22 protein-coding genes are annotated in these 21,831 nt (G+C 70.0%); 13 read left to right on the forward strand and 9 right to left on the reverse strand.

The genetic code is table 11. The annotated features are described in order from the left end of the window. Nucleotides 1-74 precede the first annotated feature (74 nt). On the reverse strand, nucleotides 75-320 hold the full coding sequence (locus ACFYS8_RS17625) for a hypothetical protein (RefSeq protein ID WP_387642204.1): 246 nt from the start codon (nucleotides 318-320) through the stop codon (nucleotides 75-77). Between ACFYS8_RS17625 and ACFYS8_RS17630 the strand changes: the two genes are divergently transcribed. Next, nucleotides 238-948 carry an ATP-binding protein gene (locus tag ACFYS8_RS17630; RefSeq protein WP_387642027.1) on the forward strand — a complete coding sequence of 237 codons (711 nt, stop codon included), beginning with the start codon at nucleotides 238-240 and terminating at the stop codon, nucleotides 946-948. The genes ACFYS8_RS17625 and ACFYS8_RS17630 overlap by 83 nt on opposite strands. 165 nt (nucleotides 949-1,113) lie before the next feature. Here the strand turns inward: ACFYS8_RS17630 and ACFYS8_RS17635 are convergent, their stop codons facing one another. Next, nucleotides 1,114-1,893 carry a cytochrome c biogenesis CcdA family protein gene (locus tag ACFYS8_RS17635; RefSeq protein ID WP_387642189.1) on the reverse strand — a complete coding sequence of 260 codons (780 nt, stop codon included), beginning with the start codon at nucleotides 1,891-1,893 and terminating at the stop codon, nucleotides 1,114-1,116. A gap of 1,143 nt (nucleotides 1,894-3,036) precedes the next feature. Between ACFYS8_RS17635 and ACFYS8_RS17640 the strand changes: the two genes are divergently transcribed. Beyond that, the gene (locus tag ACFYS8_RS17640; protein ID WP_387642029.1) at nucleotides 3,037-3,501 is read left to right on the forward strand and encodes a hypothetical protein; all 465 of its coding nucleotides are present in this window, start codon (nucleotides 3,037-3,039) and stop codon (nucleotides 3,499-3,501) included. A gap of 244 nt (nucleotides 3,502-3,745) precedes the next feature. Here ACFYS8_RS17640 and ACFYS8_RS17645 read toward each other — a convergent pair whose 3' ends face one another. Continuing rightward, nucleotides 3,746-4,495 carry a transposase family protein gene (locus ACFYS8_RS17645; RefSeq protein WP_387642032.1) on the reverse strand — a complete coding sequence of 250 codons (750 nt, stop codon included), beginning with the start codon at nucleotides 4,493-4,495 and terminating at the stop codon, nucleotides 3,746-3,748. 229 nt (nucleotides 4,496-4,724) lie between these two features. On the opposite strand from ACFYS8_RS17645, the gene ACFYS8_RS17650 reads away from it, so the two are divergent. The 5 genes from ACFYS8_RS17650 to ACFYS8_RS17670 all read left to right on the forward strand — a co-directional run bounded on the left by ACFYS8_RS17650 (nucleotide 4,725) and on the right by ACFYS8_RS17670 (nucleotide 7,442). After that, nucleotides 4,725-4,877, forward strand: a complete 153-nt coding sequence (locus ACFYS8_RS17650) for a helix-turn-helix domain-containing protein (protein WP_387642034.1) — start codon at nucleotides 4,725-4,727, stop codon at nucleotides 4,875-4,877. Between the two features lie 172 nt (nucleotides 4,878-5,049). Next, the gene (locus ACFYS8_RS17655; protein WP_387642037.1) at nucleotides 5,050-5,367 is read left to right on the forward strand and encodes a restriction endonuclease fold toxin-2 domain-containing protein; all 318 of its coding nucleotides are present in this window, start codon (nucleotides 5,050-5,052) and stop codon (nucleotides 5,365-5,367) included. Between the two features lie 11 nt (nucleotides 5,368-5,378). Then, nucleotides 5,379-5,768 (forward strand): hypothetical protein, encoded by a 390-nt coding sequence (locus ACFYS8_RS17660; protein WP_387642039.1) that lies wholly within the window; start codon nucleotides 5,379-5,381, stop codon nucleotides 5,766-5,768. 182 nt (nucleotides 5,769-5,950) lie between these two features. Beyond that, nucleotides 5,951-6,766, forward strand: coding sequence for a hypothetical protein (locus ACFYS8_RS17665; protein WP_387642041.1), 816 nt, complete (start codon nucleotides 5,951-5,953; stop codon nucleotides 6,764-6,766). 49 nt (nucleotides 6,767-6,815) lie between these two features. Continuing rightward, nucleotides 6,816-7,442: a hypothetical protein gene (locus ACFYS8_RS17670; RefSeq protein WP_387642043.1), complete on the forward strand. Its 627-nt coding sequence runs from the start codon at nucleotides 6,816-6,818 to the stop codon at nucleotides 7,440-7,442. 56 nt (nucleotides 7,443-7,498) lie between these two features. Here the strand turns inward: ACFYS8_RS17670 and ACFYS8_RS17675 are convergent, their stop codons facing one another. Next, nucleotides 7,499-8,305: a hypothetical protein gene (locus ACFYS8_RS17675; RefSeq protein ID WP_387642046.1), complete on the reverse strand. Its 807-nt coding sequence runs from the start codon at nucleotides 8,303-8,305 to the stop codon at nucleotides 7,499-7,501. Nucleotides 8,306-8,576: 271 nt separating this feature from the next. On the opposite strand from ACFYS8_RS17675, the gene ACFYS8_RS17680 reads away from it, so the two are divergent. The 3 genes from ACFYS8_RS17680 to ACFYS8_RS17690 are packed head-to-tail and all read left to right on the forward strand — an operon-like array spanning nucleotide 8,577 to nucleotide 12,117. Continuing rightward, on the forward strand, nucleotides 8,577-9,197 hold the full coding sequence (locus tag ACFYS8_RS17680; RefSeq protein ID WP_387642048.1) for a DNA-binding protein: 621 nt from the start codon (nucleotides 8,577-8,579) through the stop codon (nucleotides 9,195-9,197). A gap of 5 nt (nucleotides 9,198-9,202) precedes the next feature. Then, nucleotides 9,203-11,413: a hypothetical protein gene (locus ACFYS8_RS17685; protein WP_387642051.1), complete on the forward strand. Its 2,211-nt coding sequence runs from the start codon at nucleotides 9,203-9,205 to the stop codon at nucleotides 11,411-11,413. Beyond that, nucleotides 11,410-12,117: a helix-turn-helix domain-containing protein gene (locus tag ACFYS8_RS17690; protein WP_387642053.1), complete on the forward strand. Its 708-nt coding sequence runs from the start codon at nucleotides 11,410-11,412 to the stop codon at nucleotides 12,115-12,117. The genes ACFYS8_RS17685 and ACFYS8_RS17690 overlap by 4 nt, the downstream gene beginning before the upstream one ends. A gap of 176 nt (nucleotides 12,118-12,293) precedes the next feature. On the opposite strand, the gene ACFYS8_RS17695 is transcribed toward ACFYS8_RS17690, so the two are convergent. Genes ACFYS8_RS17695 through ACFYS8_RS17715 form a run of 5 tightly spaced genes read right to left on the reverse strand, consistent with a single transcriptional unit; the run spans nucleotide 12,294 to nucleotide 17,944 of the window. Further along, complete coding sequence (locus ACFYS8_RS17695; protein ID WP_387642055.1) at nucleotides 12,294-14,183, reverse strand: TniQ family protein; 1,890 nt, start codon at nucleotides 14,181-14,183, stop codon at nucleotides 12,294-12,296. Next, a complete protein-coding gene (locus tag ACFYS8_RS17700; protein ID WP_387642057.1) occupies nucleotides 14,180-14,749 on the reverse strand; it encodes a hypothetical protein in 570 nt (189 codons plus the stop codon). Before ACFYS8_RS17700 ends, ACFYS8_RS17695 begins: the two co-directional genes overlap by 4 nt. After that, entirely contained in the window at nucleotides 14,746-15,420 is a 675-nt protein-coding gene (locus tag ACFYS8_RS17705; RefSeq protein WP_387642059.1) for a TniB family NTP-binding protein, read from the reverse strand. The genes ACFYS8_RS17700 and ACFYS8_RS17705 overlap by 4 nt, the downstream gene beginning before the upstream one ends. Continuing rightward, nucleotides 15,417-17,459 (reverse strand): transposase, encoded by a 2,043-nt coding sequence (locus ACFYS8_RS17710; RefSeq protein WP_387642062.1) that lies wholly within the window; start codon nucleotides 17,457-17,459, stop codon nucleotides 15,417-15,419. Before ACFYS8_RS17710 ends, ACFYS8_RS17705 begins: the two co-directional genes overlap by 4 nt. Beyond that, nucleotides 17,459-17,944, reverse strand: a complete 486-nt coding sequence (locus ACFYS8_RS17715; protein ID WP_387642065.1) for a hypothetical protein — start codon at nucleotides 17,942-17,944, stop codon at nucleotides 17,459-17,461. Before ACFYS8_RS17715 ends, ACFYS8_RS17710 begins: the two co-directional genes overlap by 1 nt. Nucleotides 17,945-18,492: 548 nt before the next feature. On the opposite strand from ACFYS8_RS17715, the gene ACFYS8_RS17720 reads away from it, so the two are divergent. The 3 genes from ACFYS8_RS17720 to ACFYS8_RS17730 all read left to right on the forward strand — a co-directional run bounded on the left by ACFYS8_RS17720 (nucleotide 18,493) and on the right by ACFYS8_RS17730 (nucleotide 21,821). Continuing rightward, nucleotides 18,493-18,750 (forward strand): hypothetical protein, encoded by a 258-nt coding sequence (locus ACFYS8_RS17720; RefSeq protein WP_387642068.1) that lies wholly within the window; start codon nucleotides 18,493-18,495, stop codon nucleotides 18,748-18,750. 125 nt (nucleotides 18,751-18,875) lie between these two features. Then, entirely contained in the window at nucleotides 18,876-21,227 is a 2,352-nt protein-coding gene (locus ACFYS8_RS17725; RefSeq protein ID WP_387642070.1) for a Helicase associated domain protein, read from the forward strand. Nucleotides 21,228-21,380: 153 nt separating this feature from the next. After that, entirely contained in the window at nucleotides 21,381-21,821 is a 441-nt protein-coding gene (locus tag ACFYS8_RS17730; RefSeq protein ID WP_387642072.1) for a hypothetical protein, read from the forward strand. The last annotated feature ends 10 nt before the right edge of the window (nucleotides 21,822-21,831 follow it).

A 21,831-nucleotide genomic window follows, 5' to 3' on the forward strand; every position in this document is an offset into this window, starting at 1 on the left:
GAGTCTCCCTCCACATCGGGCTGCGCCCCGAGGGGAGACCGTCATGGTTGAGCCCGACCCAGCTCTTGCGCCGCCTACGACCCCGTCGAGCCGGACCCGCTGGACGCGAAGACCGCGTCTGCCGGCCGGGCGGCTTCGCGGCGAGGTGTACAGACGGTCTCGTCGGGGGCAGACCACGACCGCACCGCCGCTCTGGTGCCGGAGGGGGCGGCCGGGCCGCGCCGGATGAGGTCCTCGATGCGGGCGGCGCCGGCCGGGACGGCGGTGAGCACCCCGGCGGTGACCGGGTTCTCCCCGGCGGCCAGGTACAGGTCCGCCACCGCCGAGCGGATCCCGGAGGCCCGCCGTACCGACCAGGACCACCAGCAGCCGCGGGAAGGACCGCCGGCGCCGCTCCCACGCCCGCCCGGACCCGTCCTCGCCAGGCCTGCTCCCACATCCGCGCACACGCCGCTGGCTGCGCCGCGGTCTGCTCGGCTCCGGCACCGGGGCGGTGGTGCTCGACGAACGCCGGCCGGCACCGCGCTGGACGACCTGGTGGTCGTCGCCTCCGAATTGCTCGCCAACGCAGCCCGCCACGCAGGCCCCGCCCAGTTGTCTGCGCGGCTGTGTTTGGACGAGTCCGGTGCCCGCGTGCGTTTCGAGGTCAAGGACCAGGGCGTCGCTTTGCCCCGGATCGTGGCCGGCCTCGGCGACGACCAGGTCGTCACTGGCCGCGGCCTGCTGATGGTCGAAGCCTCGCTGAACGGTGGGGGACCGATCCGACCAGCACGGCAAGGTCGTTTGGGCCGAGCTCGCCTTACCGGTTCCGATCCCGCCCTGACGGATCGCCACCTGCTCAGAAGTCGTTCACGCCGGTTCCGCCGTTCATCGGCACGTTCAGTGTTGGGTCGATTAGGGGTTGATTGTCAGGATTGGGTTCAAATTTCTGGATATATCGGCGCGTAGTTCCGAGTCGTCGATCGTTTGAAGTCGGGCCGGGGTGATCCGGAGTTGGCATCCGGCGCCCGCCGGGATCAGACAGGCGGGCGCCGGATGCCTTGATTATGGTCGGGTATGGGTGATTTAGGTGCTTGGCGAAATGCGTGATGATTTGAATGCATATTTATGGGATCAGATGTCTATGACCCCTGGGCCGAAGTCGGAAACCCAGGTGCGCGTCAGGTCGACCACCTGGTCCCAGGCTCCAGTGAGCAGCATGATGCCGACGGCGATCAGCATTCCCCCGCCGATATTCATGACGGACCGGTAGTGGCGCTTTACCCGGCCGAAAGCGCCCAGCGTCTTCCGGAAGGCCAACGCCGCGGCAATGAGCGGAAGGCCCAGCCCCATGCAGTAGAAAAATGCAAGGATCGCTCCTCGGCCTGCATCGCTCTGGCTGAGCGCCAGGGACTGAACGGATGACAGCGTCGGTCCCATGCAGGGCGTCCATCCTATGCCGAACACCAGTCCGAGGACAGGAGCCCCCATGAGTCCTACTGCCGGCCGGTGGTGGCTGCGGAATTCGCGCTGCGCGAAACCGGGGAGAACTCCAGCGAATGAGAGTCCCATGAGGATGGTGAATATGCCGGAGATTTGTTCAATGATTCGCTGGTGATCCTGAAGGTTCCGCCCGAAGTATCCGAAAAGCGCGCCTTCCGACACGAATACGGCAGTAAAGCCCAGGATGAAGAGCGCCGCCCCGATAAGCAGGCGGCCGCGCCTTCGGCCTTCCGCATCAGCCAAATCTCCTGCCGAGAGCCCGGTGACGTAGGAAAGGTATCCGGGAACGAGAGGCAGGACGCACGGCGAAAAGAAGGAGACCAGGCCGGCGAGCAGAGCTACAGGGACCGCCAGAACGAGCGCGCCGCTGAGAACCGTCTGCCCGCCATCAACAGCAAGCGTGGTTGACATGGGCCCGGTCACGGATTCACCTGCCCTGCATACGCTTCGGCTGTCCGCTTCAGGCAATCTCCGACCTTGCCCTCGTGCTGGAGGCCGAAGACGCCGTTATGGCGGCTGGCAGGCCTTCCCGTCCAGGAGCAAGTCACCGAGGCGTTCGTGTTGCTCTTGATGTACTTGCGCGCCGTCAACTTCCTTGCAGGTTGCGCGAGGCTGCCGAGATATCGCGGGCCCAGCATCCTGCTGAAGGCCTGAGAGAAGCACATGCGAAGAGCTTCGCACAGCAGATGTGCGTCGTTGCACGGGCCCCTCGTTGTATGACGATGCCTCAGCCACCGCGGCAGGAGCCTGGCTGGTGCTGGCCGCTCCGACTTCCCAGATGCTGCGGCTCCTGGAGGACACCGGTGCCGACGAGGTGTTCGACATCGAGGACAGCGTGGAGGCCGCCGGCTGACAGGGGTGGGCGACCCGCGACTGTCCGTGTGCCGCAACTGCAGCACCATCCTCCCGCCCCGCCCGGTCGGTAGGCCAGGGCTCTACCCGTGCCGCTCGCGCTCTGCTGCCACGGGCACCCAGTGTCGGCCCGGCAGCCGCCTTCGTCTGCGGGGCGCGTCGGCTGGGCGGGTTGGTCCGGCACCGACTGCTTTCGGGGTCGGCCCTGTGGGGTCAGGTCTTCCGTCGGGCCGGGAGCGGGCGGATCCCGCTCCCACTGCACCAGGGCGATCCACCAGCGCCCGCCGAGTGTCCGGCGCCACGCGAGCAGCACACCCGGCCGCCACCGCCGCCGAGTCGGATCCACACGAGCTGCCACCGGTCGAGCTGCTCCGGCTGGTAAGGCTCGTCGACCACCTTGCTCGGGACCGTCTGGGCGTCGTCGGGTCGCACCGGCCCTAAAGTCACCTTGAACACGAATGGACATATGTAGAAATTCGAACGCAACCTTGATTAAGTGGGGCGAATGGGCATATGTAGAAATTCGAGCGCAACCTTGATTAAGTGGGGCGAATGGGCATATGTAGAAATTCGAGCGCAACCTTGATTGAATAGGGCGCTGCAGGATGCATCTCTGCGCGATCTAGTGGTAGAGTCGCAGCCACTCGGGGGAAGGGGTGACTCCCCGGGTTGACTTGGAAACCTTCATTGGGGGGATTTGCCATGAATAAGGCCGGAATGCTCAAGGCCTTGGCGGCGACTGCGATGGTCTCCGCCCTGACGCTCGGACTTGCCGGACCCGCCTCGGCAGATGGAAGCGTCACCTGGAAGAACGGGAAAACCCAATGGTACCTCGCCTCGTCGCCAAATGGCGGCGGCGTGACAACCACGAACTACTACTGGCACTGGCAAGACATCCAGAACAGTGACGGCACGTGGAATGAAGTCGACCAGTTTGGGAACTGCCTGACAGGATACGGCAGTCAGGCCTACACGGAGAAATGTAACTCCGGCCGTGACGGTACGAACCCGTATCAGCGGTGGCGCGAGATCAACACTGGTTCCGGTTGGAAGCTCCAGAACGTCCAGAGCGGCGGCTTCCTGGACGAAAGTGGTAGCGGTTCTGGCTACGGTTCCGTTTATGTGAACGGGACTGACTGGAACAACCAAAACCAGCGCTGGTACTAACCTCGATCTTCGTGACGGCCTGCCAGTTCATCTGGCGGGCCGTTTCGGCTTTCTGGCTGGCGGCGGGGCGTGTCTGCGGCCGGCTGTTGCGTCGGGTGGGCGCCGGGTTCCACTGTCCGGTGCAAGGGTGGTTCGTTGGGACAGGGTGTTTTTGCTGGTCAGTCGGGGTTCGGGAGCGCTTGGAGCCATTCGAACGCGGCGGTGATCACGTCGGTCCAGGGCCAGCGGCGGGTTATTGAGCCTTTCAGCGGTGAAGCTCCAGGGTGAGGACTGCCTTGGCTGCTGACGTCAGCCAGTTCGGACTGCAACGTGCGTGGCGGAAGATTCGCCAGCGCTTGACGGTGGCGACGCCGCGTTCGACAGGGTGACGGAGCCGGGCGTGGGCCCGGTTCAGCGACCGCTGCCCAGTGGTCGGCTCCTTGCGGGCGGGGCGTCTGGTCGGCACGGCGAACGCTCCGCCGGCGCCTGTGTACGCCATGTCGGCCAGGGCCGGGATACGTAGCCGGACGCAGGTCCTGACGATGCGGTGGGTGCGGGCGGCGGTCAGGTCGTGGGTACGGCCGGGCAGGGCGCGGGAGATCCGCACGAGCTTGCCTGTCGGGCCGGTGATGACCTGGTGGTTGACGCCGTGGCGGCGGTGTTTGCCGGAGTAGTCGGCGCGGCCGTCGCTGGCGCGGTCGCACTCGGCGAGGGTACCGTCGACCAGGACGTATTCCGGGTCGGCCTCGCGCAGGGCCCGGGTCAGGCCGGGCGCCTTCCGGGCGAGCAGGTCGGTGACCTGGTGGACGTAGGCATGGGCGGTGCCGACGCTGATCCGGAAGCCGGCGGCGATCTGGGCGAGGGTGTCGTGCTTGCGCAGGTAGACCAGCGCGACCAGAGCCCGTTGAGAGGGCCGGAGTTTGCGGCGGCGGTCACCCTCGCGGGTGACGATGAGCATGGTGACCCACTCGACGAGCGCGTGCGGCAGGTTCAGTGCGGCAGGATAGGTGACCAACGAGGCTCGCTGGTTGGCTGCTTGAGACGTGAGACATCTCGCTCAACCGCCTGGGGAGCCTCGTTCGTTCTGCTCTCATCCCGAGTACCCTGCCGTCACCCGAACGGTGCCCGCCTTGAAAAGGCTCATTGATCCGAAACGGTAAGGTTCCGGGCTCGTTGATCCGGGCGTGACGGATCTGGTGGGGGACACGCGACGGCTGTCGCCGAAGGCTCAGGAAGCTCTGCGGATGCGGGCGGTTGCGGCACTTCGGGCGGGCCGGGATCGGCGCGAGGTCGCCGAACTCCTTGGCGTGACCGTGGAGTCGGTCGACAGCTGGTGGGCCGCCTGGCAGGCCGGCGGCCGGGAGGCGCTGGTGTTCAGGATCCGCAGCGGCGGGTAGGCGAGCACCAGGTGCTCGATCCGGACCGGCAGCAGTGTGTTCGGCGGGCCCTGATCGACCACCGCCCCGAAGACCTCGGCCTGGGTGGGCAGTTCGCCGCCTCCACCTGGTAGCCGGACTGCCGCAGCGGCAACCCAACTACGGCACCCAGGACGATCGGAACTACCAAGTGATGCCCGGCGCCAACGGCGAAACCGTGTGGGCCGACGGCTTCCGCACCACGGACGGCGCGATCATCGACGCCAAAAACGTCCGCCGGCCCGGCTGCAGCCCCCGCTCCCTCGAAGGACTGCAAGAGAACAAGTTCAACACCAACCTGCTGCTCAGCGGGGACGAGTCCGAGCTCGACCGGTACAAGGCCGCCATCGACAACCCCGCCAACCACGCCCAGTACCTCGAGGTGGACACCCCCGACCCGGCCACCGTCGGATACTGGCAGTTCCTACTTGCCGCGCACCATGTGAAGAGCAACGTCCGCGTCGTCCCCTGACGGAGGCACCCATGAATGCGATCTACATCGCCGCCCCCGAGGGCATCACCTGGCCACTCAGCGGCCAGGACGTCGAACGGCACCTGGAGACGCGCTTCCCCGACGTGCAGATCTGGCACAAGTACGCCCCGGTGAGTCGCAGCGCCTATCTCGACTTCGAGATCGACATCGACGGCGAGCCGCGGCACGGCAGCTACTTCGACCACCGACACCTGATCCTCCGCGACGCCGAGCCCGGCTTTTGGGCCGACACCATCGCATGGTTCCTCGGCCTGCTCCCCCCGGGCACGAACGCGGTTGCCATGGTCGAGTCCAATCCGGACGAGATCCGCCCTGTCCCGGCAGTGGCGACAATCCGGCAGATCACGGACCTCCTCGACGGCCTGGCCAGCGACTCCTGACGCCCACCCGCCGTCCTGTCCAGAGCGGAACGACAGCTCTGGCCGGTGCACACCAAGTCGCGGTATCAGGAAGAACCACCTGTCGACGAGGACTTTGCTGCCCACCTTCACTTTCCCCTCACACCGACCTCCGGCTCACGCCAGAATCGCTGCACAGTCGGAACAGCGAGGACGGGCACGGCATGGACGAGTTGAGGTTCGACGGGGGCATCGGGACGTTCACCGTGAACGTCCCGGAGAACACCCTGATGATCGACCGGGCGATGGGCACCCACAGCCTGCAGATGCAGCTGGAAGTCGGCGTCCCGAAGGGCGAGGACGCGGGCCGGGTGCTGCAACTCGACACGGACCTGTTCGCCCCCCGCGATGCCGGCCCGAGGGCCTGGCTCGGCTCGGCATCCCAGGCCCTGGCCTTCGTGCCCGGAGCAGGGCTGCAGCGGCCGACCCTGCGCTTCCTGCTGACCGGCGCTCAGATCCTGGCACTGGAGCAGCACCGCAGTGGTGACCTCCGCCTCGAACTGGAGGCCCGAGCCGTCCTGCCCCAGGCCACCGGGCACCCGGGCAGCACCCAGGCAACCGTGCACATCCACGTCGCGGAGAGCCGCTGGCGCCAGCAGCTGGCCGCGCTCGGCCGCAACCTCGGCGTGGAGATGACCATCCCCTTCCCCGAGGACGACGGACCGGGCCGCGGCGGCGCCGACTTCCTGCGCGAAGCCCAGCGCCTGCTCGGCGCCGGCGAGATCGACCCCGCGATGCTCATGGTGCGCAAAGCCCTGGAGACCATCAAGGAGATCGCCGGCTGGAGCTGGCCGGGCAGCAAGAAGGACAAGGGCCAGATCACCGCGGAAGAGCGGTGGGCACTGATCCGTAGCGCGCTGGAAGACCAGGCCAGCGGCGCCATGCACGTCGACCCCGGCACCAAGGACTACCGCTACAGCCGCACCGAGGTGGAGTCACTGATCGCCATGGCCGCCGCCCTGCTGCGCCTGCTCCCGTGACTCCCGCACCCTCCTACCGCCCCCTTCCAGCGAACGAGAGGCACAGCTGATGTCCCACGCCGACAGCGACTTCGACAAGGCCCGCACCGCCGTTGACGACCTGTACGCCTACTTCATCGACGACGGCCTGGTCCACGGGCTGCTCACCGACCGGCGGGCCGCGCAGGCCGAGATCGCCGACAAGACACTGGCGATCAGCATCAGGGAGCAGGACCCCGAAGCCGACGTGGACGACACCGCCGTTCAGTGCCAGCTGCGCCAGCACGCCCTCGACCGCGCCGCCCGGATCGACATCGCGCTCGACTACGCCGATGCCAGCCGGCTGTGGGCCAGGCTGCTCGTCACCGAGTACGAAACCGGCATCGACGACGACCCGAAGGAGACGGCGGTCAGGGCCACGCGCCTCAAGGACTGGAGCACCCGGTTGATCGACGCCCTGAGGGACGCCTCCAGCACGGAGACGCCGCGAACGGCCCAGGCCGCCCTCGCCCCGCTGCTGGACCGCGACGCCATCTTGCGTCGTGCCCGCGAGAACGCAGCCGATTTCGCGCGGGGCCTGGGCGTGGAGGCGCAGCGGCTCGATTGGCTCGTCGCGCTGCGGGAGGAGTACGCGGACCTGGCGGCCACCGCGCTGGGCATCAAGACGCTCGACACCCAGCGCGAGGGCGGCATCTGAGCTGATCTCCGGCACCGCGGCCGCCAGGCACTGGCCAGGCTGCCGCGGTGCCCGCACTACACGCGATGGCCGGCGCGGGCGAGCTCGCCGCGCACGTCCTGGTCCATGGCCTGGCGGACCTGGGCCACCACCTTCTTGGTCTGCTGGTACATCGTCTGGACGGGGACCGCGCCTGCCGGGCCCTTGACCTGAAGACCGTTGACGGCAGCGGCCAGGCGCAGCAGCCCGGAGACGATGTGGGCCGCGCCTTCGGCGGTGTGGCCGATGTCCGAGTCGAGGACGTGGCCGATCTCGGCAGCCGTCCGGGCCTGGCGCAGGTGCAGGACGGTGGCCCAGTCCTCTCCGCCGTTGACCATCTTGTTGGCGGCGCCGTAGCCGCGCAGGACCGCCGGCACGCTCTTCGGGCCCTTGGCGGCCAGCTGCGCTTCGACAGCACCGAGAAGGGCGCCGAGCACCTCGTTGGACCGCCGCCTGGGACTGACGGCCAGGACGGTTGCCACGAGGTGGTTGGCGTCCTCCGGGTTCGTCAGGTCCAGCGCGGGGCTGGAGGCCGGCGCGGGGTCTTCCTCCAGGAGGCGGTCGGCCCAGTCCTTCGCGCGCTGCTCCCTCTGGTCGCTGTCGGCGCCGGTGACGACGGCGTGTTCGGGGTGCTCGTTCGCATCGACCAGCGAGATTTGCGGCGGCCAGTAGACGTTGGGCGCATGCAGGATGACGGGGCCCAGGTGGCCGTCGCAGACGACCAGTTGCGAGTCGAGGTGCCGGTGGATCACGAACCGCGCCGGTTCGGGGCAGCGCTCACGGTCAGTGGGGCCGCTGCGCTGCGCCTGGCAGGGCTCGGCCTGGGGGTGCGGTGATTCGACCATGTCCGCAGGGTGGCAGGCCTGTGCCCGGGCGGCTGCGGCCGTTGCCGGTGGCGCCTGCGGATCGGCCCGCTCGCCGCTGGACAGCGGGGAGGCCAGGGTGGCGCGGAGATCCCCCGAAGGGCCGGTGGTGAACGAAGGCGCGGGTGTTGACGACACCACCGCACATGCTTGTACGACTTACTAAAAAGGCGTGGACAGTGTCGGAGGGGAGGCGTAGAGTCGCCCTAGCGTTTCAAGTTAGGTGAATAGACGTGGAGTTGTGGGTGTGTTCGTGACGACCGGTCAGGCCGGGACGGCACTGGGGTGCTCGATCCCGACGGTGAAGAAGCTGATGGCCACCGGTGTGGTCCCCGGCGTGCGCGAGAGCGGTCGGCAGGTGTTCCCGCTGGCCGCGCTCCAGGTGCTCCAGGCTCGGCCCGCCGCGGACCTGAGCGTGCTCGGCACGGCCGAGGTCGCGGTCCTGCGCTCGGACGCCCCGGTGAAGGTGGACGAGCCGGGCCGCGACTGGATCGGCTTCGGCACCGCACTGAACGAGGCGCAGCTGCTGGCGGCGCTGTCCGGCTGGTGGCGGTGCGACCCGGCCCGGGTCGCGGCCGGCGGCGTGCTGCCGGTGACGGTGGCCGGGTTCGTCGTCGCGGTGCTGACCGGCCTGACCGAGTGGGAGTCGGACGGCACCGCCGGCACCACGGGCCGGTACCGCTTCCCGAAGGCGCGCCTGGTCGGCTACCTGACCGACCTCACCGCCCCCGCCAACGCCGCCACCCCCACCGGCCCGGAGGACGCCCGCCTGGCGGGCCTGCTGCTCGGCACCCGCCTGGCCTCCGTGTCCGGCGGCCCGATCGCCTACGTCACCACCAACCCGACCACCGACACCGCCGACGAGGGGGAGTAAGCCTGATGGACCGCAAGTCGTACACCGCCGAGCTCGCCTCTCTGCGCGAGCTGCGCACCGAGATCACGGCCGCCGAGAAGACGGTCGCGGCCGCGCAGAAGGAGCTGGACAAGCTCACCGCCCAGCGTGCGCGCCGGGTTGCCGGGCTCGCGGGGTACGAGGCCGCCAAGGCCGACGCGGTGGCCAAGGCCTCCGGGCTGTCGGTCGGCGACGTCGTGCGGATCGCGCCGCTGCTGGACCCGACCCCGGCTGCCGTCCGCGCCGCCAAGGCCGACGACCAGGCCCCCGCCGCTGTGCCCGCCCCGGCGCCCGTGGCCGCGCCGGTCGCCGAGCCCGCCGTCGCGGTCGCCCCGGCGCTGACCCGCCCGGACCCCGTCGTCGAGCAGCCGGCCCCGGCCGCCCCGGTGACCGAGGCGCCGACCGAGGTCGAGGACCAGGCCGTCGTCGAACAGCCCGGCCCGGCCGCGCCCGCCGCCGCTCCGGTCGTTCCGACGGCTCCGGTCGCTCCGGTCGCTTCCGGGCCGCGCGAGCTGCCCACCCTCCCGGAGGGCCCGGCCAGTGCCCGGTTCGAGGCCGTCACCACGGGCCTGGTCTCCAAGCGCCCCAACTTCACGCAGCAGGCCCGCGCCACGGTGTTCCTGGACGCAGCGGCCGGGATGCTCGCGGTCCGCGACCAGATCGTCCGAGTCGACCTCGGTGCCCGCACCCCGGGCGAGATCCTGGACGCCGTCCTGGCGACCGCGCCGGGTACGGAGCGGATCTACATCACGGCCGGTGCTCCGTGGCACGACGGCGCCGAGCGGTACTCCACGCTCAAGGACGCGGTCGCGGCCTGGCTCAACACCCCGTCCGAGCGGTGGACCACCGCCGTGGGTTCGGGCCGGGACAAGCTGGCGGGGCACTTCGTCCACCAGCGCCAGCCGGTGGGCCGCTACGCCCCCGCTAGCGCGCCGGACAGCGGCAGCACGGAGATCCGGAGCATGGGGGAGTGGTTCGATGCGGACGGCGCCGATGTCGTGACCTGCCGTCAGGCGTTCACGCTGCTGTGGCAGGCACTGCGCCGGCACTGGGACGACGCGGTGCTGATGGGCTCCCCCAGCCAGACGGGCCGGGACCTGTGGTCGCGCACCATCCCCACCACCGGGAAGTGGGCGGGCGGCTACCCGGTGCTGTCCGAGGAGCTGCGAGGTCTGCTGCACGCGACCGGCGGGCAGGGCCGCACCGAGCTGTTCCTGCCGCCGCGGGTGCCGGAGCAGCTGCCCGCGCTGGTGGAGTACGACCGCACCTTCGCCTACGCCAAGCACCTGTGGAAGAGCCCGGTCGGTGTGCCGCGCCGGATCACCGCCGCCGCGTTCGCCGCGATGACCGAGGCCGAGCAGGTCAAGGCCCTGATGTCCTGCTCGCACTGGAACGTGCGCGTGACCGTCCCGCAGGGGTGGAACCACGTCGGCCTGCTGCCCGCCCCGGTCACCGGTGACCGCGCCTGGGTCTACCCGGCCACACCCGGCACCACGTTCACCACCTGGGCGGGCGGCGCCGAGGTCCACCTGGCGCTGTCCAACCACCTGATGCCCTGGAAGGTCGAGATCCTCGGCGGCCTGCTGTGGGAGGACGGAAAGCCGCTCGACGAGTGGGGCAAGCGCCTCAAGGCGGCCTGGGCGGACCTGACCAACCTCTCGAAGCTGCACGGCGACGAGCGCCAGCGCACCGCCGCGTACCTCGCCTCCCGTGCGGTCCGCTCGGTGCTGCTGTTCGGCCTCGGCGGCTTCGCGCAGCGCCCGCGCCTGGTCTCCGGCACCACCCCGATCGGCGAGGCGCTCCCGGCCGGTGTGGAGATCCTCGGCCAGGACGACCAGGTCATCACGTGGCAGCGGCAGGCCGGCTTCTCCCGCGACCCCTACGCCCACCCCGAGTGGGCCGCCTACGTGTGGTCGGGGGCCCGGGCGGCGCTGCTGGACATGAAGTACCGCCAGGGCAAGGAGGTCATCGGCTACGCCGGTGCCCTGCACGCCAAGCCCGGCACGGTCGTGTACTTCGGCACGGACGGCATCGCCCTGACCGAGCGCCAGCCCTGGCCCTACCGGGGCGAGCCCGGCGACTACCTCCTCAAGGGCCACCTGACCGGCCCGGTCGAGCACCCGACCAGCCAAGAGCAGTACCTCAAGCTGCGCGGCCTGGGCCGCGCCGAACTCGCGCAGAAGGGGACTGACCAGTGAGCCCGGCCGACCCGAACAACCCGAACGAGGCCGCCCGCCTGACCCAAGAACTGCTGGACGCGGGCTACAGCAAGCGGAAGGTCGCCAGGATGCTCGGTCGCGACACCTCGCTGGTGTCGCAGTTCTTCACCAAGGGCAAGGGCGCGAGCATGGTCGGCGCGCTGCGCCAGCTGGTCCGCGCGGTCCGGGGCGGCGAGCGCGACGAGGAGGCGCTGTCCGGGATCGCCGAGGCGAACACCAAGCGGCGCACCACCAAGACGGGGCAGAAGGCCCGTACGCGGCAGAAGGACACAGTCGGTGAGGCGGGCGGGTCGATGGCCGGCCGGGCCGGGAAGCAGGCCATCAAGTCCGGTGCCTCCCACCTCGCGCCCGTGGTGCACGAGACCGGCCAGGCCGGAGGCCGCCTCGCCTTCACGGTCCGGATGAAGGCCAACCAGTACGTCTACAGCGCGGGCTCGGAGAAGGACTCCGGCGGTGTCCGGCGCGGCTTCATCCCCCGCGCGGACGGCACCGAGGAGCGCACCTACGGCTCCGCCAGCACCGGCGGCTTCGATGCCGCCGAGTGGTCCCAGCGGGTCGCGGACCACCACGGCGACGTGACCGAGGCGATGCGGGAGTGGCTGGTGGAGACCGGCCGAGCGGTCGAGGACGCCGACATCGCCTACCTCGAGGTACGAGGTTGGATCCCCGAGGACCAGCAGTAGTCCGGTCGGCTGTGACTGAGCGCTTCAGTTGGCGGATGAGCGGTTGAGCTGGCGGGTTGAGTGTTGGCGTTGTGCCTGGTCAGCGGGCCGTGATGCTCGAATGTCCGTTCTGCGGGAAAACGGCTCTGGGTATCGCCGCTGGTCAGTGGCTTTGCTCAACCCGCCAACTGAAGCGCTCAGTCGCTGGCGCCCGGTGAGTGGTTGAGCGGAGAGATTCCGGTGTCGATGTCTCTGGTGAGCTGGGCGGCGTAGTCGTCAAGGAGTGGCTTGAGCCGGCGGTAGTGGGGGTGTTGGTCGGTGTGTTGGAGTTTGCGCATGGTGGCGCGGCGGTCTCGCGTCCACTTCTCGTGGGCTTCGGGGGCGGCGGCGATGTGTGGTGGGCAGGGCGAGAAGTAGTACTCGCCTTGGGTGGCCTGGGCCCAGATGTAGGCGGAGACGGCGAGGCGTTTGCGGTCGTCGGTGATGGCCCGGCTTCCGGGTTGTTTCTGTAGTTGGCTCATCATGCGGTGCCAGTCTGAAGGCGGGAGGGTCCACTGGGCGAGGTGTCGGCGGCGGCGCTCGTAGTCGATCTTCGGTGCGGTTTCGAGTTCGGCGGCGATGGCGTCGATGGCGAACTCGAAGGCGTGCAGGTTGTCCTGGGACCGGATCCATCTGCCGATGACCCCGCCGAAGCCGATGGCTCCTTGTGGGCCGATCCTGATGCCGAGGTACCGGGCCGCTTCGACGAGGGAGCCGCCGCGGGCGCGTCGGACGAGGTAGGTGGCCGCGGTGCGCCGCAGGAGGCGTTGGCTGGCGCCGGTGAAGTGGCCCAGGTGCCGGTCGGCCCATTCGTGGGGGATGAACGCCGGGACGTGCTTGGGACGGTAGGCGACCTGGCTGAGAGGAATCCGGTGACCGCTCGGACTGCGGCGGAAGGTGTGGACCAGGGTTTCTGCTGCGAGTTGGAACCGTTCGGAGCATCCGTCGCGGTAGATCTTGAACGCGCGGTCCCAGGTGTGGTGGCGCACAGGGGCGATGCCCGTGCGGGTCTGGTTTTCCTTCGGAGCGAGTCGGGACAGGGCGGCCCGCAGGGAGTCGGAGGTCACGATGGCGTCGGCGGCGTGGAGGAAGGCCGCGCAGGCCCGGGCGTCGGCGGGCGGGGCGTTGGAGCGCTGGGGGGGGGAGTCGGGGGAGTGATGCCGGGTGACGTGCTGGTCGGCCGCGGCCGTCGCCGGGCCGGGCAGGTGGGGCCGGGACCGGGGCCAGGTGATGATGACCAGCGCGGTGACCAACTGGAGTTCGGTGAAGTAGTAGCCTGCCTGTTCGGCGGGATGCTCGGGAGTGAGCATCCCGGCGATCCTTGTTTGAAGGGCGAGGAGTTCGGGGCCGGGGTGGTCTGCGGGGTGGAGGCGGGCGTGGTCGAGGCGGCCTTGGCAGAGGCCGTCGCGTGTGCGTGACGGCTTGTCCAGCTCGGGGTGTCGCTGCCGGCACTGGGCGGGATGCAGGCCAAGGATGCTTGGCCGGGTGATCAGGTTGCCGTGGGCCGAGGCGGCGACGGGCTGTTTGCATGTGGGGCAGAGGTGTTCGAGGAAGCGCTGGTGCCGTAGGCAGGCGAAGAACACCGGCAGTCGCCAGGCGCGCTGCCAGGGGCCGCCGTGCTGGTCCTGGGCGGGGGAGCCGTCGCCGGCCAGGCAGTCCGGGCAGTAGCGGGCGGTGGTGGAGAACAGCCAGTCCATTTGGGGTGTGTGGCGCCCGGGGCTCAGGCCGTTGAGGACGAGGCCGATGGGCGGGTAGCGGCAGGCCCAGTTGGCCAGGGTGAGTTGGGCGGTCTCGGCTGTGGTGAGCCGGGTGGCGGTGGCGAAGTCGGCGGCCATCGTCGGGGGCAGCACGGTTGACCGGACGGCCATGGCCAGGGTCTGGCCGTTATCCTTGAGTTCTCCCAGTCCGGTGCGGCGTGCGATGTGGTCGGGCGAGACGCCCAATCGGTGGGCCAGCCGGAGGACGTAGCCGTTGAGGCACTCGTCCGGCAGGGGGTCCAGACTGCGGGGGAGCGGAGTCCGTCGAATGTCCGGGTCGTCCCGGGTCATGAGGCGCTTTCTGCCGCTGGGCCGTGGTCGTCGAAGACGGTGTTGCGGCCGCGGCGAGTGCCGCGGGCTGTGCGGTTGGTGGGGACGTCCGGGATCTCGCCGGCTGCCGGGTCGCGGTGCGGTGCGTGGCTCAGGTCGATGGACAGGTCTTCGAGGAGGCCTTCGGTCAGCCGCTCCTGGCCGGTGTCGATGGCCTCGCGGCAGCCGTCCTCGATCAGTCGCTCCAGCAGGCCGACGACGCCGTTGGTGCGCTGGAACAGGTACTTGGGCATGGTGCCTGCGGTGAGCATGTCCTCGGGTGCGTCGAGCAGCCGCAGGCCGGCCTGGACGCCGCGCAGGTGCTGGAGCCACGCTGCGATCTGCGGCGCGGTGTCGTAGCGGAAGCGGTCGAGCTCGACGAGGTCGAAGCGCCGTTCGGTCTGGGTGGCCTCCAAGGCGTGGATCTTGGCGTGCCGGGAGGCGGGCAGGTGCCACTGGCCGGTGGCGGGGTCGTGGCGGCCCTCGCGCAGCAGTCCGGAGCCGGGGATGTCGACGCCGATCAGGACCAGGGTGACGTGCATGCTCATGAAGGCCCGGATAGGTCGAGGGTGTCCTGGTCGTCGGCGCGGTGCATGCGCAGTCGGGTGATGTCGTCCAGGATCAGGACCTTCGTGCCGTGGTCGCGCAGGGACGCGGCGACCTGGTGGATCAGTTCGGGCAGGTCCATGCGTGCGCTGACGGGGGTGTTGTAGAAGTTCAGGATGGCCTTGCAGGTGCTCTTGGGTTTCGCGGTCACCGGGGTCTGGACGTAGGCGACCGGGGCGTGCAGGTCCCGGCAGCCGGGGGCGGCGTCGGGGTTGAGGTGTTGGTGCAGGGCGAGCCAGCGGTCCTCGAACGCGGCGGCGACTTCGCAGACGCTTTCGGTCTTTCCCTGGTAGCCGCCGCCGGAGACCATCACGCCGGCGCGGGTGGCGGGCTTGAGCTTGAGGGCGTTGCTCTCGATGCGGCCGTTGAGGAGACGCTCGACCGAGCGGCTCATCGGGGTGGTCAGCAGGGGAAGGTTCGCGTGGGTCGCGGCGCGGTGCAGGTCGTGGAGTGTCTTCTTCTTCGGGCTCAGCAGCCGCCAGGCGGCCAGGTCCATGGCGGGTGCCGGGACGAAGGACCGGCGGGTCAGGCGCCAGTGCTGCCAGCCGGCGAGGGTTTCGCGGGCCGGAGAGGGGCCGGGCAGTACGAACGGTGCCGTGTCGCCGGAGGTCATCGCGGCGCTTCCTCTGCCGACTCGTGGTCGTCCGTGTCGTCGGCGGGAGGCAGTGCGAACAGGCTGTGCCGGCGGAGATTTTCGCCGAGCAGGCCCGGCGGAGCGGGGAGCTCGGGGACCGCGGCTTCCCGACGGCGGCGGCGCTCGCCGTCGATCGCCCGCCGGTTCTGTTGGACGAGTTCGACAGGGCTGGGCGCGATCGGTGTGGACCGGAAGGTGGCCGGGCCCGCGCGATCGCGGTCGGCGGCCCGGGCCCGGAACGCCTCCCGGGCCCGCTTGGTCCGTTCGGCCTTCGTCAGTCGGCTCGGCCACGCGCTCACCGGGGTGTGGGCGGAGATCAGGTCGAGCAGCACCGGGAGGAGTTCGCTGTCCTCGCGCGGTTTGAGGCCGGCGCGGGCCGCCTCGCGCAGGACCTGCTGGACCCGCGCGTCGCCGAAGGCGGGGACGTCCCCGCCGCAGGGCAGTCCGTTCCATGGCAGGGCGTGCCAGTGCCCGGCGCGTTCGAGATACACCTGGCGGCAGTCGCGCGGGTCCCGGTTGACCGCCCACTTGCCGCGGTGGCGGCCGCTTCGCGGGGACGGTGAGGTGCCGAGATCGGCGAGAGCCGGGTGGCCTGCGCCATACCAAAGTCCGCCGACCTTGACCCCGCGTCGGACGTGGACCTTCATGTAGTGGGCCGGGAGGAGGTGGTGGTAGAGGTCCGGGTCGGGGATCTGCAGGGCGATGCCGTCCCGGGCGGCCGCGGTGGCGAACAGCGTGTTCGGGCTGTGCCGCCCGCCCGGATCCCAGGCGGGCGCGTACTGGTCGAGGCGCCGGTTCTGCCAGACCTTCACGATCCAGGTAGCCAACAGGTGCTCCATCTCGTCCACGGTCCAGACGGCGTCGCCTTCCGGGTCGGCGCCACGGTCCGCGACATCGCGCCCGCGGTAGCCCAGCAGCAGTTCCAGCAGCAGCGACTGGATCCCGCAGAAGGCCCGCTCGCAGGAGGCCTTGTCCTGCGGCCGCATTGTGCGGGCGGGCAGGACCACCACTCCGAGGGTGCGGGCGACCTGGACCAGGTGGTGGTTCTTGTAGACGCTTCCGTGGTCGCTGGTCACCGTCTCCGGCGCGAAGAACGGGCGCCCGGCGACCGGGTGGCCGGCGAACTCGGCGACCAGGGCTGCGGGAACCCCCGGGTAGTGCCAGGCCATGTCGGGTGTCCAGTCCGGGCGCATCGGCAGCGGGAGCATCACGTCCCGCAGCAGCATCGCCACCTCGATCGAGGAGTCCGAGCCCGGGGTGAGCCGGAACGCGACCAGGGAGTGCGTGAAGGCGTCCAGCCCGGGGGTGAGGTCCGCGGTGATCGGCTCACCGAAGACGCCGTCGAGCAGCTTCACCGGGAACGGGGTGGTGTCCAGCACCACCACCTGTCCGGGCCGCGTGATCGTCACCGTGGACGCGCCGGTCTCCACCGCGGCCGCCGACCGCAGATAGCGCTGGCGGCCCCCCTCGGGGCCGAACCACTCTTTCCAGACCTTCGCCAGCGTCGTGTAGTGCGGGATCGACTTTTCCGCCGCCTCGCCGTGCTGCTCCCGGACGAACTGGTGGATCATCCGCTCCTTGGTCTTCATCCCGACCCGGGATCGGTGCAGGCACTCCGCGTGGACCGCGTGGATCGCCTCCGCGATCTGCGGGCTGATCGACCGGTGCCCGCGCAGCACCGGAGTTAGACGCCCGTCCGCCAAGCCCATGATCCCGTGCTCGCGCCAGCCAGCTGACCAACGCTCCATCGTCCGCTCACTGACATGGCCGAGTCCCAACTGGCCTGCGTCATCAGGATGCAGAGCCACCAGCTCGGCCACCTTCGCCGACCGGCGCTGAGTCAGCGTCGTTAGCTCCGGATCGAACTCCGGCCGAGGCTCTCCTTCCTGTGCCCAGTGCTGGCTGCCACTGCGAAAGCCAGTCTCGGTCTCCAGCAGGTGGGCCACCCGCAAGAGCAGCCGCTGCTGGTCCTCGTGGGTCAGGTCCTCGAACCGTCTCTGCTGTGGTGGGCTGCCCATCACACCGTCCCAGCCGGATAGATCCAGGTCCTGTCCCCGAGTGGCTGGGCCAGGTCGACCGCCAGCCGCCGCTGCCAGAGCAGCCGAACCGCGTGCGTTCGCGCGACCGCCGGAACCTTCGTCTGGTCCACGAGCTCACCAAACTGCCAGGGTCGCCGATGCACGGCGGAGAGCAACTGCTGTTCCAGCCCGAGCGGATCGGTCATCGGCCGTCGTCGTACCGAGAGAGCGTCGAGCCCGGCGAGGACCCCACGCCGCCAGCCGGTCACCACGGCATAGCGCCAGCCCGCCGCGGCCGCCGCCTGGTGGGCCGCGGCGAAGCGAACCTCGTCCTCCTCCCCGATCAGCCCCGCCGGACGCACATCCAGCAGCCACCATGACCCTGCGGCCAGCACGAGGAAGTCCGGGATGTGCGCGCCCTTTCCTTCGGACCAGGCGAACCGCAATCGGAACGGCTGGGCCAGTACCTCGTCGAACCCGCCCACGAAGTCCAGGGCAAGCAGCCAGCCACCGTTCGGCCAGGCTCTCGAAGCCGTGCTGCCGGCCGGTGGAGACCAGGAACTCCAACCCTGGGCGGTGTCGCTGGCCGGTCCGCCACGTGAAGCGTCGTACCGGCACCGAGGCCATCGCCGGGACCTCAGCCAGGGATTTCACCGGGCTGACGACCTCACCGGCCCCCACCTTCCACGTCGTGGTCCACGCTCTCGACCACCCGGGTCCGAGGGTCAGGCGCTCGATCGCGCGTGCGGGGATCTCGTACGGAACCAGAAGATCATCCAGCGAGCAGCTGTGCGACCAGACCGGCCCTGTCTCAGCGCTCCCGCTATGTACGCCGTCCACGGCACTCAGGACACAACACGTCATGGAGTGCGGGGGAGAAATTACTCAAACCAGGTTCATCGGTCCAACTCCGGCGATACCCTGCCCAGCCGATCAACTCGCCGAGTGAAGCGCTCAGCTGCAACTTTCATGAAATCCTGCATATCTCACCAAATGTGCCTACCCTGAGGAAAGTCAATCGAAAGGGGCCATCATGACGGAGCCCACCGGCACACCCCGTGCCCTTCGAATCAGCTTCGAGTTCGAGGTGCCGCAGGGTCTGAAGAAGAACATCCACGGCGCCAAGATTCAGAAGGCACTCGACACCATCTCGGACCGAGTCATCGGACTCGCCGAAGGCCTGTTCCCGTGGGCCAGCACCGTCACGGTCCGCAAGCAGTGGGTCTACAACTGGACAGACGAGACCGAGACCCACGAACTGCCGGCCAGCGACGCCAACACGCCTGAGTAGCCGCGCGGGTGGGCACCCCTCAGCGGGGCGCCCACTTCGTACTGATTCCCGATCAGGCCTAGCCGCGGAGCCGCCCACCTGGGCGACTGCCCCGCGCCACCGGTAGAAACAGGAGACGTACCGCTGTGGAGACCACCACCGCCGCCGAGCAGGACGTGCCGGCCGCTCTGCGCGCCCGGGCCGTGCCGCCGCTTCCGGCGCAGCCGTCAGGCACCACAGTGAATCCGTTGCCGTTGCACTGGTTCCAGAAGGACGCGGTGGCGGCCGCGGTGCGCGAGGTGAAGGACGGCGGCCGCGCCACCGTCGTGGCCGCGACCGGCTCCGGCAAGACCCTCATCGCGGCCGGCTGCGCCCGGCGCCTGGCGGCGCGCGGCACCGTTCTGGTTCTGGTGCCGACGATCGAGCTGCTGGAGCAGACGGCCGAGGCATGGTCGCTGCGGGGCGGGCGCCGCGGGCTGGCCGTGGCGGCGTGCTCGCGTGACGAGGCGCTGGAGAGCGCGGAAGCTGGCGGCCGGATCCACGCCGAGGTGACCACCCAGGCGGCCCGGCTCACCGACCTGGTCAACGGCGCCCCCGACAACCAGCCGGTCACCGTCTATGCCACGTACGCGAGCCTGGAGCGGATCGTCCAGGCTCACCAGCTGTACGGCCTGCCGGCCTGGGACCTGGTGGTCATCGACGAGGCGCACCGCACCGCTGGTGCGGAGGGGAAGGCGTGGGCGGCGGTCCACGACGACGCACAGGTTCAGGCGAAGCGCCGGTTGTACTTCACCGCGACGCCGAGGATTGCCGACGACCGGCGCGCGAAGGACGGCCTGGCCGACCTCACCGACACCGACGGCCAGGCGCTGCCCGCGTTGTGCTCGATGGACGACGAGACGATCTACGGCAAGACCTGCTTCACCTGGACCCTCGGACAGGGCATCGAACACGGCTACCTCGCCGACTACCGCGTCCTCGTGCCCGTCGTCACCGACGAAGACCTGCGCGAGCTCCTCAACCTCCCCGCCGTCGCCGACCTGCGCTCCCAGCGCAGCAACGAGGAGCTCCTGCGCCTCGCGTTGCAGATCGCGGTGCTGCGCGCGGTCGCCGACCTCGAACTCAGGAGGGTCATCACGTTCCACTCCCGGGTGTCGGCGGCCCGGGAGTTCGCGAACTCCCTGCTGGAGGCCTCGGAGCTGCTGGAGGACGCGGAGCGCCCGGAGCGGATCTGGGCGAAGGCCGTGGCCGGTACCGACCGGCTCAAGGACCGCCGGGCCGCGTTCGCCGAGTTCAAGGCCCACACCGGCGAGGACGGCGAGGAGTGCGGCATCCTCTGCAACAGCCGGCTCCTGACAGAAGGAATCGACGTCGCCGCCGTGGACGCGATCGTCTTCGCCGACCCCAAGAGCTCAGTCATCGACATCGTCCAGGCCGTCGGCCGCGCGCTGCGCCAGTCCTACCGGCAGGGCAAGGTCAGCTGGGTCGTCATCCCGGTCTACCTCCCGACGCCGGAGGTCGGCGACGACACCGCCACCGCGGACCCGGCCGAGGTCCACGACGCCGGCGAGGCGGTGAAGGCGGAGGCCGACGCCGAGATCGAGGCCAGCTCGTTCCGCACCATCTGGCGGGTCCTGCGCGCCCTCGCCGCGCACGACGCCCGGGTAGTCGGCCGCATCACCGAACTGCGCGCCCACCGCTCCCAGGGCACCGCGCACACCTCCACCACCACGGCCGCCGAGGCCGGGGCCACCGAGGCCGGGGCGGCCGAGCAGCAGCCGGCGGTGCCGGTGGAGTCGCCGATTGAGTGGCTGCGGATCAACGCGAAGCAGCACGCCGCCCGGATCCTGCAGACGGTGAAGCTGCGGGCGTTCAACCCGCGCGCGGTCGAGTGGCAGCGGATGCACGCCGTCGCCACCGCGTTCCACATCGAGCACGGCCACCTCGACCCCACCGACCGCGAGAAGCACACCGAGCTGGTCTCCTGGCTCGCCCGCCAGCGCCACCTGGGCGGCCAGCAGCTCCTGGACCCGGCCCGCGTCAGCGAGTTGGACGCGCTCGGCATGATCTGGTCGAAGAACGCCAACGCCTGGGAACGCGGCGCCGCGTACGCCGCCGCCTTCCACCGCCGGCACGGCCACCTCGCCATCCCCGCCACCACGAAGCTGGACGACTACGCGGTGGGCGCGTGGATGCGCCGCCAGCGCAAGGCCGAGAACCTCACCGCCGACCAGCTGGCGAAGCTCGACGGCCTGGACGAGCTGTGGCGGCTGGAGCCGGACTGGAACCGCTCCTACCGCCGCCTGCTCGCCTACCTCGCCGCCGGCGGCAGCTTGGCCGGCCCCGCCAACCGCACCGGCCTCGGCGACGACCCCGCCTTCCGCCCCGGCACCTGGCTGCGCAAGCAGGACAAGGCCCGCACCGACGGCAAGCTGACCGACCAGCAGACCGCGCTCCTGGACGCGCTCACCCGGCACGCCGAGATCGTCACCGGCTGACCCGCGCCCCGCAAGACTTCAGTAGCACCACCGCCCCGGGCCGCCCCGCGCTCGCCCTGGAGTCCGCGCTGCACGGCAATGGCCGCACCCTGCTGACCAGCTCGCCACGGCCGCCGGCCACACCCCGAGCAGGCGTCAGCCGCCATCTCCCGGTTGGAGTACGACGTCCTCGACTGGGCCTTGGCCGTCGCCGAAAGCACGACCTGGCGCTGTCCCGACGAGCACAGCGACGACCTCGACAGCGGACGGATGGCCGGCTGCGACGTCGCGCAGGCCCGCCTTGCCGAGCGGGCCGAGCGGGCCCGTACCGAGGCCCGCGACGCCGGTCTCGCCGCTCCGCCGGAACCGCCGCCGCGGTCGACCACCTGTTTCTCGCACCCGACACCGGAAGGCACCGCGCGATGGCCGACACCACCAAGCCCGCCGCGCCCGAGACGAATTTCTTCGATTGCCCTACAGCTCCGTCCACCGCTGGATGAGGTCCTCGATCGGGGCGGTGCCGGCCGGCAGCTCCGATTCATCCATGTGGTTGCCCGCCGTGCGGGTGACGCGACGTCAGTGTCGTCACTTACCGTCATGGCGATAAAGCATTGAGTGATGGAGG

It is taken from the genome of Kitasatospora sp. NPDC004615, from assembly GCF_042873545.1.
Lineage (GTDB): Bacteria > Actinomycetota > Actinomycetes > Streptomycetales > Streptomycetaceae > Kitasatospora.

Coding starts and splice junctions, on each gene's coding strand:
- ACFYS8_RS17670 (WP_387642043.1), top strand. CDS start 6,816: ATGTCCCACGCCGACAGCGACTTCGACAAGGCCCGCACCGCCGTTGAC.
- ACFYS8_RS17695 (WP_387642055.1), bottom strand. CDS start 14,183: ATGACCCGGGACGACCCGGACATTCGACGGACTCCGCTCCCCCGCAGT.
- ACFYS8_RS17635 (WP_387642189.1), bottom strand. CDS start 1,893: ATGTCAACCACGCTTGCTGTTGATGGCGGGCAGACGGTTCTCAGCGGC.
- ACFYS8_RS17675 (WP_387642046.1), bottom strand. CDS start 8,305: ATGGTCGAATCACCGCACCCCCAGGCCGAGCCCTGCCAGGCGCAGCGC.
- ACFYS8_RS17640 (WP_387642029.1), top strand. CDS start 3,037: ATGAATAAGGCCGGAATGCTCAAGGCCTTGGCGGCGACTGCGATGGTC.
- ACFYS8_RS17665 (WP_387642041.1), top strand. CDS start 5,951: ATGGACGAGTTGAGGTTCGACGGGGGCATCGGGACGTTCACCGTGAAC.
- ACFYS8_RS17685 (WP_387642051.1), top strand. CDS start 9,203: ATGGACCGCAAGTCGTACACCGCCGAGCTCGCCTCTCTGCGCGAGCTG.
- ACFYS8_RS17630 (WP_387642027.1), top strand. CDS start 238: ATGCGGGCGGCGCCGGCCGGGACGGCGGTGAGCACCCCGGCGGTGACC.
- ACFYS8_RS17710 (WP_387642062.1), bottom strand. CDS start 17,459: ATGGGCAGCCCACCACAGCAGAGACGGTTCGAGGACCTGACCCACGAG.
- ACFYS8_RS17650 (WP_387642034.1), top strand. CDS start 4,725: ATGCGGGCGGTTGCGGCACTTCGGGCGGGCCGGGATCGGCGCGAGGTC.
- ACFYS8_RS17660 (WP_387642039.1), top strand. CDS start 5,379: ATGAATGCGATCTACATCGCCGCCCCCGAGGGCATCACCTGGCCACTC.
- ACFYS8_RS17720 (WP_387642068.1), top strand. CDS start 18,493: ATGACGGAGCCCACCGGCACACCCCGTGCCCTTCGAATCAGCTTCGAG.
- ACFYS8_RS17705 (WP_387642059.1), bottom strand. CDS start 15,420: ATGACCTCCGGCGACACGGCACCGTTCGTACTGCCCGGCCCCTCTCCG.
- ACFYS8_RS17700 (WP_387642057.1), bottom strand. CDS start 14,749: ATGAGCATGCACGTCACCCTGGTCCTGATCGGCGTCGACATCCCCGGC.
- ACFYS8_RS17655 (WP_387642037.1), top strand. CDS start 5,050: ATGCCCGGCGCCAACGGCGAAACCGTGTGGGCCGACGGCTTCCGCACC.